Here is a 13,106-nt window from a genome sequence, read left to right on the forward strand (position 1 = left end):
ACGAGCGTACGCGCGCACGGGCCCCGCTTCCCAGAGTGCGGACACAAAGGGAGCGGGGCCCGGGGGACGCTCAGCCTCCGCAGTGGAAGCGGGCGTTGCCCCAGTCGGCGTGGTCGTTGCCGTTGCCGTCGCCGCCGTCACCGGCGATCAGCTCGACGTACTTGGCGCCGGTGACGTCCGCCGTGAGCGACCAGGCGGTGTCGGAGGCCCGGAGCACCGGGGACTTCACCTTCTCGGCGCCGTCCGCCTCCACGGAGAACTGCACGCTGCCCGCCGTCTTCTGGACGTCGTCCACGCCGACCTCGGCGGTGAAGGAGGTGCACTGTCCGCCGAGGTAGTAGCGGATGGTCGCCGGGGCGTGGCTGCCGAGCCCCTTCTCGTAGACCGTGGACCCGATGGTGAGCGCGGTGCCGTCGCCGGTGCCGGTCTCGCCGTTGGACAGGTCGCGCTCGACCGGCCCCCAGCCGTTGGTGGTGGCCGTCCAGTCGAGGTCGCTGGCCCAGCTGTCCTTGGTGGGCGGCGGGGGCAGGGTGCGTACGGAGGTCTGCGCGCCGAGCTTCCGCTGCCCGTCGCCGGTCGTGTACGTGGCCTCGGAGGTGAGGGCGTACGTGCGGTACGCGGCGTCCACCGGCGGGGTGACCTGCCAGCGCGCGGTGACCTTCGCGCCGGGTGCGACGGAGTCGAAGGCGACGGCTCCGGCGGGCTCGGCCTGCCAGCCCTCGGGGACGGCGAGGTCCACCTGCACTCCGGTCGCGGGGGTGGACTCGTAGTTGGTGAAGCTCGCCTCGACGGGGTTGGCGGTGCCCGGCTCAAGCGTCTCGGCCTTGGCCGCGACGGTCAGCGTGGAGCAGGCGGCCCGCTCTCCGGCGGGCGCCTCGCCGAGGTCGGTCACGGTGAAGGCGTCGAGCACGAAGTCGGCGCCCTCCGGGGCGTCGCCGCGCTTGCGCAGCCCGGTCCAGGTGTCGCCGCAGCCCGCCGTGACGGTCTCGGTGAAGTGGCCGGTGGAGTGCTGGGCGCCGATGGCGGTGGTCCGGGTCTCGACGGAGGCGGGCTTGCCGTCGGCGGTGATCCGGTCGTAGCCGTCGACCCACTCGTAGGCCCCGGCGTGGCTGGACTGGTAGTCGTACTCGACCCGGTAGCGGTGGCCCGCGGTCATCGGGACGGTCCAGGGGGCGGTGCGGTAGACGAGGCCGGTGTTCTCCTCGTGGGCCTTCAGGGACTCCTTGCCGCCGATCACGTCGTCGATGAGCTTCCCGTTCCAGCCGGCCTGGGTGTACGGGGCGTGGAGCTGCGAGATGACGGTGCGGGGGTCGGTGGAGCCGCCCGCGTCGCCCTTGAGGAAGGGGCCCCAGCCCTGGTCCACGTCCTCGAAGTCCTCGTGGACGACGGTGTTCTTCTTCGTGGCGGGGGCGTTGGCGACGAGGCGGACGTCGTCGGCGCGGACGGTGGCCGTGCTGCCGTCCGCGGCCTCGATGCGCAGGGTGGTGCGGCCGTTGGCCGGGGCGGTGAAGTTGACCTTGGCGCGCTGGAAGTAGCTGCCGTGCCAGTCGGACGCGGCGACGTAGTCCTTGGCGGTGGAGCGGTCCACGGCGACGGACTTACCGCCCGCCGAGAGCGTGGTGTGCCGGGTCTTTCCGGGCTCGACCTCGATGAGCGCGGACGCGGTGTAGCGGGCGCCGGGCTTCAGGCCGCCGATGCGCTGGGAGAGCGCGGCGGTGCCGGAGCCGGAGAGCTTGGCGCTGTTGCGGCCCTGGGCGTCGGTGTCGCGGACGGCGGTCCCGGCCTTCGTCCAGTCGCCGAGCCGGTCGTCGTTGAAGCCGGGGTCGGCTACGAGGGTGTCCTCGCCCCACTTCGGGTCGGCGGCCTTCGGGGCCCGGTGCGGGTAGAGGACGTACGGCTGCCCGGCCTCGGCCTTGAGCGTGATCTTCCCGTTCACCGGGCGGACCGTGCCGGTCTTCACGCGGCCGTTGTCGGTGAGCCTGTAGACGGTGTACGCGCCCTTCGAGGGCACCGACCAGCTGCTCGTACCGCCCTTCTGGCTGTAGTGGTAGAGCTTCTTGCCGCCGTCCCACGGCAGGAGGTAGTCGGTGCCGCTGAGGACCTTGCGGCCGTGGTCGTAGAACGTGCGCTTGCCGTCCTCGACGGTGCCCGAGATGCCGCCGGTGAAGGCGATGTCGTTGCCGTCCCAGCGGGTGATCTTCTGCTGCTGGAGGTACTTGGCGGGCAGGTCACGCTGCCAGACGTTGTCGTAGAAGGCGTTCCAGTCGGTCTCGCCGGTCCAGCCCTCGAATTCGTCGATGGCGCTCTGGCCGAGGACCGGATCGTTGTTCCAGACGTCCTTCTCGCTGTTCCGGATGAACCGGATGATCTTCGAGTTGAGGCCCTTGTTGGTGGCGCCGCCGTAGTCCAGGTCGTTGGCCCAGTGCGACCAGAGCGAGGCCCGCTCGAACTTGTCGGCCCACTCGCTGGAGACGTTCCAGCCCTGCTTCTGGAGGGCCTGGACGGTCTTGTCCGCGATCCAGCCGTGCGTGTAGTACACATCGATGTACAGCATCGAGAGGTTGGAGCCGGTCTCGTCGCGCAGCTGCTGGAAGCGCTTGGCGAGGTCGCCGCTGTTGATGTCGCGGCGCTGGTCGATGTAGTACGACTGGCCCAGCCAGTTCCAGCCCGGCTTGGTCTTGTCGACCAGCTCTTCGCTGAACGCCTTGGCCTCCGGGTACGCCTCCGTGGCGTTGACGTGGACGCCGAAGGTGGCGCCCCACTTCTTGCCGTCCTTCAGCAGGGCGTTGAGGTCCTTGAGGCCGCCGGCGCGCTTGTTGTAGTCGCCGCCGTAGTCGGGGTGGGCGGAGTCGTGGCCCTCGGAGGCGTACCCCTTGAGCAGGGCGAGCTGGCCGAGGCCGTCCGTCGCCAGGGAGATCCGCTTGACGTCGTCCAGGGTGCGCAGGAAGGGGTGCGTGGCCTGGCTGGCGAAGTTGAACGGGATGTGGGTGATGACCCGGTCCGCGGTGTCCTCGCTGCCCGGCGCGGTTACGCCGATCGAGCGGAACGCGACCGCCCCGTCCTGCCAGTCGACCGTACGGTCACCGTTGGCGTCGGGCGTGACGACGACCTTGGCCCAGGGCAGGGCGTCCCCGCTCTCCGGCTTCGGCGCGCCCTCGCCCCGGTAGGTCCACTGCCCGGACCAGACGGCGACCCGCTTCGAGCCGTCGTCCTCCTTGCGGGCCTGGTGCCAGAACCGGGCGTCGTCCCCGCCGGTGGCGCCGGAGGGTTTGTCGTACGAGGAGTTGGACTCGACGGCCGCCGCGAGCGAGCCGGTGTTGACGATCGCGTACGTGGCGCCGGTGGGCGCGGATTCGGCCGGGGTGTCCCCGTGACCTTGGCGAAGACGTCGGCCGTCCTCGTGGAGTCGGTGTCCAGCTTGGTGAAGGCGGTCGCGGCCCCGGTGTCGGTGCTCGCGACGGAGACCAGGTCGTGCCCGGGTATGTCGATGGTGGACACCCGGAACGCGGCGGTGTCGCGGACGGCGGTGACCTTGAACGTGGTGGCGCGGCCGGACACGGAGAGCGTGGCGTCGATCTCCACCCCGGGCAGGTCGGTGAAGGTCAGCGTGTAGCGGGCGGCCGAGCCGGTGGTCTTCGGGGCGCCCTTGAGCTTCACCGGGTGCGCGGTGCCGTTCAGGGTGACGGCGGTGACCGGGCGGGTGGAGCCGGTGAGCTGCTTGCCGGATCCGCGGTCGGTGTACGTGAGGACGCGCGGGAAGTCCGCGGCGACGGCGACCGCGAGCTGCGCGGAGGAGAGGACGGGGCTGCCCGCGGGCACGGCGGCAGCGGGTGAGGGGGCGGCGGCCACGGCGGGGAGGGCGGTCCCCACCAGGGCCAGGACGGCTGCTGAGGCGGCGGCTGCGACGCCCACCGGCATACGGCTTGGTGACATGTGCACTGCGTAGTCGTCGGCTCCGCGCACCGTCAACGACGTACGGCCCCGAGGGCTTCGCCAGTCCAACAACCGCCTTCCGTAAGTCCAAGCAAGCCCAAGTGGGGCGGGACCGGGACATCCGGGGCACCGCGTTCAGTTCCTGATCACGGCGTTCGCGGGCGTCGAGCGACGTCCAGGCAAGTGCCGCTCACCAGCGTCGAGTTGTGAAGAGTTCTTCTTTTTGAGAGCGCTCTCAGTCACAAGTCTTGACGCCCGTGCCGCACGTCGAGAAAGTGGTGCGCACCGCGGACGCCCCCCGCTCCACCTCCCCGCACGGTCCATCCGTCCGCGCCCCCCACGTACCCCCGGAGTCGCCTCATGATTTCGCGCCGGAAGTTCCTGACGGGCGGAGCCGCCGCCACCGCCACCGCACTGACGTACCCCCTCTGGGGCAGCGCGCTGAGCCCGAGCGCGTCGGCCTCCGCCGCCACCTGCGAACTCGCCCTGGTCAACAAGTCGTTGCCCGGCCGCGTCAACGCCTATGTCACCGGCCACGAGCAGGGCACCGACCGCTGGGTCCTGCTCCGCGCCGACGGCAGCGTCTACCACCCCGACTCCCCCTCGGCCCCGCAGACCCCGCTGCCGGTCGACTGCGCGATCCCGCTGAACGGGGCGGGCGGCGCGCCGGTCGTGCTGACGCTGCCTCAGATGTACGGTGCCCGGGTCTACTTCGTCCGCGACGACACCCTGACCTTCTACCTCAACCCGGGCCCGGCCCTGGTCGAGCCGGCGTTCGCCACCTCGACGGACCCGAACTACGGGCGGACCTGGTCGTTCTGCGAGTTCACGTTCAACCCGCAGCAGCTGTACGCCAACATCAGCTACGTCGACCTGGTGACCGCGCTCCCGATCGGCCTGACCCTGGAGGGCGACTCCACGCACACCGTCGCCCCGCTCCCCGACGGCGCCGTGAACCGGATCGCCGACGGCCTCATCGCCCAGGCGGCGGCCGACGGCCAGCCCTGGGACCAGTTGGTGACCCGCGGCGCGGACGGCAGCGTGCTGCGGGTCATCTCCCCGCAGAACCTGATGGCGCCCTACTTCGACCGGCCCGACCAGATGCCGTTCCGGGACCTGTTCACGGCGCAGATCGACCAGGTCTGGGAGAAGTACCGCTCGACGGACCTGCGCATCGACCTCCAGGGCGGGCGCGGCGTGCGCACGGGCCGGGTCAGCGGCGACACGCTCACCTTCGACGGCGGGCACACCTTCAGCAAGCCGGTGTCGAAGGACATCTTCACCTGCAACCACGGTCCGTTCACCAACAACCCGGCGGACAACGACGACAAGAAGGCCCTGCTGGCCCGGCTGGCGGCGGGCTTCAACCGCTCGATCATGCTCAGCCACCCGGACCAGCCCAACGGCACCTCGGTGTCGGACTACTACCAGGGCGCGGTGACCAACCACTGGTCCCGGATCGTCCACGCCAACAGCCCGATCGGCTACGCCTTCCCGTACGACGACGTGCGTCCGGACGGCCAGCCGGACGTCTCGGGCGCCGCGAACGACGGCAACCCGAGGCGGTTCACGGTGAGCGTCGGTTCCTGACCTCACCCCGCAGACCGGGAGGACCCCCGTCCGGGCGGGACGGGGGTCCTCCCTCCTTCGCTTACGCGCGCTCAGGCGGCGAGCCCGTTGATGCGGTACTGCATGACCCGGTAGTTCTGGTTGTCGAACCACTGGCTGACGGCGAGGTGGAAGTCGGCGAACGTCGAGCCCGGGACGATGAACCCGCCGTACGGGCTGGCGACCGCGTTGCCCACCTCCAGGCCGGGCACGGTCGGCACGATCACCGTCTGTTCCGGGGTGGCGAACAGATTGGACGTGGGCAGCGCGAAGACCTGCGCCCTGATGTCGAGCGGGGCCATGTTGAGCCAGGTGAAGGCGTACTTGCCGCCCATGGCCCGGAAGCAGATCTCGCCCCAGCGGCGGGCCCCGGTGATGGTGGTCGGCGCGTTTCCCCAGGCCCAGGCCCCGCCCGCGTAACCCCAGGGCTGGTAGGCGGCGGGGTTCCCGAGGGCGTCCTGCCGTACGCGGTGGAGCAGCAGCCCCGAGGTGATGTCCCGGTTGAACGCGGTGGACAGGACGTAGCAGTACCCGTCGTCGGCGACCGCGTACGTCTTCTGCTGGAACTGGCCGCCGTACTGGTCGCCGGGCCACTGGCAGAGGTACTGCCAGGTGGTGCCGTTGTCGTCGGAGCGCCAGAAGTCCGAGTGGTGGGTGCGGTAGATGACCCCGCGCATCAGGTGCATGTACATCGTGGAGCCGACGGTGAACACGTCGGACGGGATGGCCGTGGTGCCGCCCGCGTGGCCCTCGGGGACGAGCCCGTTGGCATGGGCCCCGCCGACGCTGCCGTCGATGACGAGGGAGCCGAGGGAGGGCTTGGAGGCCCGCAGCCCGACGGGGGCGCGCCAGTCGGGTCCGCCGACTCCGCCGCCGTCGAAGGTGTCGCCGCAGACGAAGAGCATCGAGCCGTCGGGGCAGCGGGCGGGGATGCCGAGGTCGGTCCAGGGTGCGGCGAAGCGGCCGGTCTCCGCCGGTCCGGTGAGGTTGCGGACCTTGCCGCCGGTGACGAGGGACGCGGCGCCGGCGGTGGGGGCGCCGGCCGCGAGTCCGGCGGCGGCGAGGGCGGCCCCCGCGCCGGTCCGCAGCAGGGTGCGGCGGCTCGGGTTCAGTGCGTTCATGGCGACTCCTGTGGGGGTACGGGGAACGCGGGTGCCCCGCCCGCGAGGACGGGGCACCCGCGCGAGGAGGCCGGGTCAGCAGCCGCCGCAGTTGTAGTAGGTCACGTCCCAGTGGTTGCCCTCGTCGGCGTAGACGTTGCCGGAGCCGGACTTGTACTGGGGGGCGCCGTCACCGCGCAGGCCGATGTAACTGAACGCGCTCTTGATGTAGTTGGTGAGACAGGTGGTCTTGCCGAAGTCGAGCTTGTAGCCGTTCCAGTGCGAGTACGTGCCGCTGGCGTGCCCGGTCTCCGTGCCGCCGGTGATGTTCAGGGCGCAGCCGGTGGCGCTCTTCAGGGTCTGGGCGCCCTGGGCGGTCGGCAGGTTGAGCTGGTCGAACGAGGTGCAGGTGGCGACGTTCCGGTTGGAGCAGCCGCCGGAGGACGACCAGGTGATCCCGGAGGAGCTGAAGCGGGAGGTCGCCTGGCTGTGGGTGAGCTTGGTGACGGCGTACGCGTCGGTCGTGCCGCTCACCAGGCCGAAGCCGGGCGCGAAGAGGACGCCGAGCACGAGGGCGAGGGCGGTCAGGACGGGGCGCAGCGTCATCCGGGAGACCTGGGGCGCGTGGAAGACCATGGGGGACTCTCTCCTCCTGTGCATGACAAAGGGGCAGGAGAGATGGTGCCGCAGTTCTACGCGCGTCGCCAGAGGGCCTCGCGTAACGGCCGCGTGAACAGATGGCCGGCATCGCAACAGTCGGCGCGATAGATGTTGAACTTTGAACAAGGTGGGTCTACAGTGAATGTCGTTGAAGGTTAAACAACAGGTCGAGCCCGCTCGGCCAGGTCTTCGAGGAGGAGCCATGGCTCTGTTCAACCGCAAGTCCGACAACGCCGCTGCCGCCGCCACGACCACGGCCGACGTCGACCCCGCCCTGGCTGCTCTCACGGGTGACTACACGATCGACCCGGCGCACAGCAGCATCGGCTTCACCGTGCGTCACGCCATGGTCACCAACGTGCGCGGCTCCTTCGCGGAGCACGAGGGCTCCCTGAAGCTCGACGGCAGCGACCCGGCCAACTCCTCGGCCTCGATCGACGTGAAGATCGCCAGCGTGGACACCGGCATCAAGGACCGCGACGGCCACCTGGTGAGCGGTGACTTCTTCGACGCCGAGAAGTTCCCCCTGATGACGTTCCGCTCGACCTCCGCCGAGCAGCTGGGCGGCGACAAGTACCGCGTCACCGGTGACCTGACCATCAAGGACGTGACCCGCCCGCTCTCCATCGACCTGGAGTTCAACGGCTCCGCGACCGACGTCTACGGCAACGAGCGCGTCGGCTTCGAGGGCGGCGCCGAGATCCTGCGCTCCGACTGGGGCCTGACCTGGAACGCGGCGCTGGAGACCGGCGGCGTCATGGTCAGCGACAAGGTGAAGCTGAACTTCGACATCTCCGCGATCAAGGCCGCCCCGCAGGCGTGATCCCCCGGGCGCCCGCCGCCCCGCCCGTCGTTACGGGAGCGGGCGGCGGGCCGCCGGGCGTTCAGCCCATGGACTTCGAGCCGTCCAGGGCTTCCCGGATGATGTCCGCGTGGCCCGCGTGCTGCGCGGTCTCCGCGACGATGTGCATCAGCACGCGCCGGGCCGACCACTTCGCGTCCGCGTCGAACCACGGGGCCTTCGGCAGAGCGTGCGCGGCGCCGAGGTCCGGCAGTGAGGCGACCAGCTCGTCGGTGTCCGTCGCCACCTTCTCGTACGCGTCGAGCACGTCCGCCAGCGTCTCCCCCGGCAGCATCTTGAACTCGTCGGCCCGCTTGGCGAAGTCCGCCTCGGTCATCTTGTTGAAGTCCGGCATCGCGGCGGCGCCCTCCACGATGAACGCGGCCCAGCCCCGCTCGACCGAGGTCACATGCTTGATCAGGCCGCCGAGACACAGCTCGCTCGCGGTGGTCCGCTGCCCGGCCTGCTCGTCGGTCAGGTCGCGGGTGGTGAACCGCAGGAAGTGCCGCTGCTTGCCCAGCGCCTCCAGGAGGTCCGCCCGCTCGTCGGAGCCGGTGTTCGCCGTGGCCGTCTCGTTGGCGTTCATGGTTCTGCCTTCCGTCGTTCCGCTCCGCCGTCAGAACCGACAGTACGAGCGCATTAGGTCAGATCCGGTCCTGTACGCGCGGTCAACGCCGCCTGACCTTGAGGGCGTTGTCCGTACGGGTGGTGGGGTTGCCGTCCGGGTCGTTCTGGACGCGCTCGTGCTCCTCGCTGAGCAGCACCTCCCACTCCCCCTCCGGCAGCTCCAGCTGGGCCAGCACCTCGTCGGGCGTGGGCAGCTCCACGTCCGCGTGCCGGTGGTCCCAGGCCGGGAAGCCCGCGTGCCCCACGATCAGCAGCACCCCGCCCGGGGCGACCGCGCGGGCCGCCCGGCGCAGGATGCGTTCGCGGGGCAGGTCGCCCATGGAGTGCAGGAACTGCGCCGAGACCAGGTCGTACGCCCCTTCGGGGAAGGTGGCGCCCAGGTCGTGGAACTGCCAGTCCACCCGGTCGGCGACCCCGGCCTCCGCCGCATGCTCGGCGGCCCGGCCGAGCGCCACGCGCGAGATGTCCGTCGCGGTGACGTGCCACCCCCGGCCCGCCAGCCAGACCGCGTCCGCGCCCTCCCCGCAGCCCAGGTCCAGCGCCCGGCCGGGCGCCAGGTCCTCGACCTCGCGGACGAGCACGGTGTTGGGCTTGCCGCTCCAGATGCGGTGGCTCTCGCGGTACCGGTCGTCCCACATCTCGGCGTCGGAGGGCGCGTTGCGGGCCTTCACGGCGCGCTGGGTGTCCTCGGTGACGAGGTCCGCGTTGATGGCCGCGCCCGCCTTGAGCCCGGCGGCGGCGGCGCCGATGACCTGGTCCAGGAGACCGGTCACGTTGCCGGCGACCCACACGTTGGTCGCCTCCGTCATGCCCGCCGGGTCCGCCTCGATGTACGAACCGATGAGCTGTCCGCCCATCTCCACCGTTTCGGGCCGCAGCCCCAGGCTCTCCAGCAGGCCGGACCGCGCCGTGAGCCTCGTCTGGACGACCACGGCCGCCCGCTCGACCACCCGGCCGCCCGCGAGGCGGACGCCGGTCAGCCGGTCGTCGGTCACCTCCAGGCCGGCCACCTCACCGTCCACGACCGCGATGCCGCGCGCGGCGAGCTGCTCGTACTCCTCGTCGGAGGGCTCGACCCCGTTGTGCAGGAAGAGCGTGATGTCCTCGCTCCACTGCCGCCACAGCAGCGCCTGGTGCACGGCCATGGGACTGGTGGCGATGACACCGATCGCCGCGTCGCGCACCTCCCAGCCGTGGCAGTACGGGCAGTGCAGCACCTCGCGGCCCCACCGCTCGGCCAGGCCCGGGATGGGCGGCAGCTCGTCGGTCAGCCCGGTCGCGACCAGCAGCCGCCGCGCGGTGACGGCGGTCCCGTCCGCGCGGACGACCCGGAACCCGGAGTGCTCCGGCAGCGGCTCGGCGGCGGTGACCTCGCCGGTCACGACCTCGACCCCGTACCCGGCGACCTCCTCCCGCCCGATGGCCAGCAGCTCGCCGGGCGGGGTGCCCTCGCGGCCCAGGTAGTTGTGGACGTGCGACGCGGGCGCGTTGCGCGGGTCCCCCGCGTCGATCACGAGCACGGACCGCCGCGCCCGCCCCAGGGCCAACGCCCCACTCAGCCCGGCGGCCCCGCCACCGATCACCACTACGTCGTACGCCTGCGTGTTGTCGCTCATGCGAACCTCCTCCATGTACGGAGATAGTGCGCACCGGCGCCTCGTACGGCAAACATCCTTGCCGGTGCGGCAAAAAGGCCCACGCACGGAAGGACTCCTTCGTCCTGATCCGTCGCGTCATCGAAAGAACTCGGCAAGCTCACCGGTTCGCAGCGCGACACTTACGGAAGAGGCGTAGGGGGCCTGCCGGATCTCTGCCGGAAGACGGAGTGCGAAGCCATCGGCCTGCTCCACCGGAGGAAACCCGATCAGTCCCGCTCGCGCCCCTGGCTCGACCCCAGCACGCTCGTCGGCTGCGCCTTTCCCGGTCGTTCCACGGTTACGCCGGTCTGGACGCCGGCGGTGTATCCAGGGCCCCCGAGTGCCGGACCAGGCACGCTTCCGCTTCGTGGGGGACTCCCGGCGCGAGGAGCACCGATACGTCGTGGCTCATGCGTCCATACTCGCCGCCCAGTGTGGGATCTCGGCGAACAGCCTCGCCGGGGCGGCGAACTCGCACCAGACGATCTTGCCGGGGTTGCGTTCGCCGACGCCCCACTTGGTCGCCAGGGCGGACACCAGCATCAGGCCCCGGCCGCGTTCCGCCGTGGGGTCCGGGGCGGGGGCCGTTTCCGGGACCTGGCCGTCGCCGCTGTCGTGGATCTCGATCCTGAGCCGGGTCTCCTCGCGGTCCCAGTGCAGGAACAGGCGGTAGCCCCGGCCCGGCGGCACGCCGTGTACGAGCGCGTTGGTCGCGAGTTCGCTCACGCAGAGCAGCACGTCGTCCGTGTTCACATGGTGCTCCTCGCACGCCCAGTCGGCCAGGGCCTGCCGGACGAACTTCCGTACGAGCGGCACGGACCTGCGCTCCCGGCGGTAGAAGGCTTCGCGGGATTCAAGGAGTTGAGTTGCTTCGTTCAAGCGACGAAGGTCACACAACGTAACTACCGTTGTGCACCGCGTCAGGTCGTACGAAGTCGATGTACGAGCGGTGACGGGTCATCACGCGTTCTGAACGGGGAGAGGCACTGCATGCAGAAAGCGCAGCGGACGAGCAAGAAGCGGATTACGTCGTGGCACCTGATCGGTGCCCAGGTGGCGACCTTCCGGCGGGCCGCCGGGTTAACTCAGGCCGCCCTCGCGGACCAGTGCCGGGTCAGCGACGACACGATCGCGTCGATCGAGCAGGGCCGTCGCGCGCTGCAATTGGACTTCGCGATGGTCCTGGACCAGCTCCTGGACACCAAAACGGCCTTGCAGGTCGCCGTCTCCAAGGTGCCGCAGAAGGAGCGTTTCCCGGCGTTCGTTCAGGACTTCGTCGACTACGAGCAGAACGCCCTGAGCCTGATGTCGTACCAGAACCAGGTCGTCCCCGGGCTGCTTCAGACGGAGGAGTACGCACGGTTCGTTCTGTCCTGCCAGTACCCGCCTTTGGAGGAGCACGAGCAGGAGGACCAGGTAGCAGCCCGGATGGCTAGGCAAAGACTCCTGGCCCGCAAGCCGCGCCCCATGCTGCACTTCATCATCGAGGAGAGCGTCCTGCGCAGCGAGATGGGAGAGCCCGGCATGATGCGCAGGCAGATCGAGCGCCTGCGCGAGTGCGCCGAACTCCCCTTCGTGAGCATTCAGATCATGCCGTCGGACCTGCCCAAGCACGCTGCCCTCGACGGCCCGATGGTCCTTCTGGAGACCCCGGACCACGACTATCTCGCCTACGTGGAAGGGCAGCTGGTCAGCTTCCTCCACGATGATCCGGATGACGTCAGCGTTCTCCAACAGAAATATGGGATGCTCCGGTCGCAGGCTCTCACGCCCGAGGAGAGCATCCGCCTACTGGAACACCTGCTTGGAGAGAGATGACCCGCACCGGCCTCAACTGGTTCAAGTCCAGCTACAGCGGCAGCCAGGGCGGCGACTGCCTCGAAGTCGCCTACGACTGGCGCAAGTCGAGCTACAGCGGTAGCGAGGGCGGCGACTGCGTCGAGGTCGCCGCGCACCCCGCCGCCGTGCACATCCGGGACTCCAAGGTCACCGACGGGCCCATGCTCACCGTGGCGCCCGCCGTGTGGGACGCGTTTCTGCGGGCGAACGGCTAGCGCCTCGTCGCCGTGAGGTACACGCGGCGGGACGGGATCTCGTTCTCGTATGCCTCGCGGACCGTGCAGTCGTCGGTGGCGAAGCCTGCCTCGTGGGCTGCCCTGCGCAGCTCGTACGCGGTGAACTCCGCCCAGTAGACGCGGAGTTCGCTGCCCAGGGGGTCGGCGGTGACGCCGTCCGCCTCGCCCTCCTTCGCGACGATCAGCAGTCGGCCGCCGGGGCGTATCGCGGCGGCCCAGGACGCCATCGTGTCGGGGAGGCGGTGCTTGGGCTGGTCGTGGAGGGAGTAGTACGCGACCAGGCCGTCGAGCGGGCCGCCCGTGAGCGCGGTCTGGTCCATGACGGCGAACCGCACGCCCGGCTGCTCCCGGCGCGCCAGCGCCACGCAGCGGGGTGAGAGGTCGATGCCCAGCATGTCGAGGCCGTGCGCCGCGAGCAGGGCCGTGACGTGGCCGCAGGGGCCGCAGCCCGCGTCGTACACCCGGCCGCCCGCGCCGACCCGCTGGGCGAACGCGCGCAGGACTTCCAGGTCGTACGGCTTCTGCGCCAACTCGTCGCGGAAGAGCCGCAGATAGTGGTCCGCGCGGGCGTCCCACGTACGGACGACGTCGGCGGAGCTGCCGGGGATGGGCGAGGACATGGTGA

10 protein-coding genes and 1 pseudogene are annotated in these 13,106 nt (G+C 70.5%); 4 read left to right on the forward strand and 7 right to left on the reverse strand.

All coding sequences use genetic code 11. The annotated features are described in order from the left end of the window. Positions 1 to 70: 70 nt before the first annotated feature. Positions 71 to 3,918: pseudogene (locus tag NEH16_RS08855) on the reverse strand (endo-alpha-N-acetylgalactosaminidase family protein). A 375-nt stretch (positions 3,919 to 4,293) separates the two neighbouring features. Here NEH16_RS08855 and NEH16_RS08860 point away from each other — a divergent pair. After that, positions 4,294 to 5,523 (forward strand): glycoside hydrolase family 64 protein, encoded by a 1,230-nt coding sequence (locus NEH16_RS08860; protein WP_265540853.1) that lies wholly within the window; start codon positions 4,294 to 4,296, stop codon positions 5,521 to 5,523. 71 nt (positions 5,524 to 5,594) lie between these two features. Here the strand turns inward: NEH16_RS08860 and NEH16_RS08865 are convergent, their stop codons facing one another. Continuing rightward, positions 5,595 to 6,662: a DUF4185 domain-containing protein gene (locus tag NEH16_RS08865; RefSeq protein WP_265540855.1), complete on the reverse strand. Its 1,068-nt coding sequence runs from the start codon at positions 6,660 to 6,662 to the stop codon at positions 5,595 to 5,597. A gap of 75 nt (positions 6,663 to 6,737) precedes the next feature. Beyond that, a complete protein-coding gene (locus NEH16_RS08870; protein WP_073963773.1) occupies positions 6,738 to 7,277 on the reverse strand; it encodes a hypothetical protein in 540 nt (179 codons plus the stop codon). Between the two features lie 226 nt (positions 7,278 to 7,503). On the opposite strand from NEH16_RS08870, the gene NEH16_RS08875 reads away from it, so the two are divergent. Further along, positions 7,504 to 8,124: a YceI family protein gene (locus NEH16_RS08875; protein WP_073963774.1), complete on the forward strand. Its 621-nt coding sequence runs from the start codon at positions 7,504 to 7,506 to the stop codon at positions 8,122 to 8,124. A gap of 61 nt (positions 8,125 to 8,185) precedes the next feature. Here NEH16_RS08875 and NEH16_RS08880 read toward each other — a convergent pair whose 3' ends face one another. From NEH16_RS08880 to NEH16_RS08890, 3 genes are all read right to left on the reverse strand, one after another. Continuing rightward, complete coding sequence (locus NEH16_RS08880) at positions 8,186 to 8,728, reverse strand: DinB family protein (protein ID WP_265540859.1); 543 nt, start codon at positions 8,726 to 8,728, stop codon at positions 8,186 to 8,188. An 82-nt stretch (positions 8,729 to 8,810) separates the two neighbouring features. Continuing rightward, a complete protein-coding gene (locus NEH16_RS08885) occupies positions 8,811 to 10,385 on the reverse strand; it encodes a bifunctional NAD(P)/FAD-dependent oxidoreductase/class I SAM-dependent methyltransferase (RefSeq protein WP_265540861.1) in 1,575 nt (524 codons plus the stop codon). A 429-nt stretch (positions 10,386 to 10,814) separates the two neighbouring features. Next, positions 10,815 to 11,285, reverse strand: a complete 471-nt coding sequence (locus NEH16_RS08890) for an ATP-binding protein (RefSeq protein ID WP_265540864.1) — start codon at positions 11,283 to 11,285, stop codon at positions 10,815 to 10,817. 111 nt (positions 11,286 to 11,396) lie between these two features. On the opposite strand from NEH16_RS08890, the gene NEH16_RS08895 reads away from it, so the two are divergent. Continuing rightward, positions 11,397 to 12,224, forward strand: a complete 828-nt coding sequence (locus tag NEH16_RS08895; protein ID WP_265540866.1) for a helix-turn-helix domain-containing protein — start codon at positions 11,397 to 11,399, stop codon at positions 12,222 to 12,224. Continuing rightward, a complete protein-coding gene (locus NEH16_RS08900) occupies positions 12,221 to 12,460 on the forward strand; it encodes a DUF397 domain-containing protein (protein ID WP_265540868.1) in 240 nt (79 codons plus the stop codon). The genes NEH16_RS08895 and NEH16_RS08900 overlap by 4 nt, the downstream gene beginning before the upstream one ends. Here the strand turns inward: NEH16_RS08900 and NEH16_RS08905 are convergent. Next, a complete protein-coding gene (locus tag NEH16_RS08905) occupies positions 12,457 to 13,101 on the reverse strand; it encodes a class I SAM-dependent methyltransferase (protein WP_265540870.1) in 645 nt (214 codons plus the stop codon). The two genes, NEH16_RS08900 and NEH16_RS08905, sit on opposite strands and share 4 nt — an antisense overlap. Between the last annotated feature and the right edge of the window lie 5 nt (positions 13,102 to 13,106).

This window comes from Streptomyces drozdowiczii (genome assembly GCF_026167665.1).
Lineage (GTDB): Bacteria > Actinomycetota > Actinomycetes > Streptomycetales > Streptomycetaceae > Streptomyces > Streptomyces drozdowiczii_A.

Bases quoted from the DNA above. Each gene is read 5' to 3' on its own strand.
- NEH16_RS08860 (WP_265540853.1), top strand. From the start codon at position 4,294: ATGATTTCGCGCCGGAAGTTCCTGACGGGCGGAGCCGCCGCCACCGCC.
- NEH16_RS08865 (WP_265540855.1), bottom strand. From the start codon at position 6,662: ATGAACGCACTGAACCCGAGCCGCCGCACCCTGCTGCGGACCGGCGCG.
- NEH16_RS08870 (WP_073963773.1), bottom strand. From the start codon at position 7,277: ATGGTCTTCCACGCGCCCCAGGTCTCCCGGATGACGCTGCGCCCCGTC.
- NEH16_RS08875 (WP_073963774.1), top strand. From the start codon at position 7,504: ATGGCTCTGTTCAACCGCAAGTCCGACAACGCCGCTGCCGCCGCCACG.
- NEH16_RS08880 (WP_265540859.1), bottom strand. From the start codon at position 8,728: ATGAACGCCAACGAGACGGCCACGGCGAACACCGGCTCCGACGAGCGG.
- NEH16_RS08885 (WP_265540861.1), bottom strand. From the start codon at position 10,385: ATGAGCGACAACACGCAGGCGTACGACGTAGTGGTGATCGGTGGCGGG.
- NEH16_RS08895 (WP_265540866.1), top strand. From the start codon at position 11,397: ATGCAGAAAGCGCAGCGGACGAGCAAGAAGCGGATTACGTCGTGGCAC.
- NEH16_RS08900 (WP_265540868.1), top strand. From the start codon at position 12,221: ATGACCCGCACCGGCCTCAACTGGTTCAAGTCCAGCTACAGCGGCAGC.
- NEH16_RS08905 (WP_265540870.1), bottom strand. From the start codon at position 13,101: ATGTCCTCGCCCATCCCCGGCAGCTCCGCCGACGTCGTCCGTACGTGG.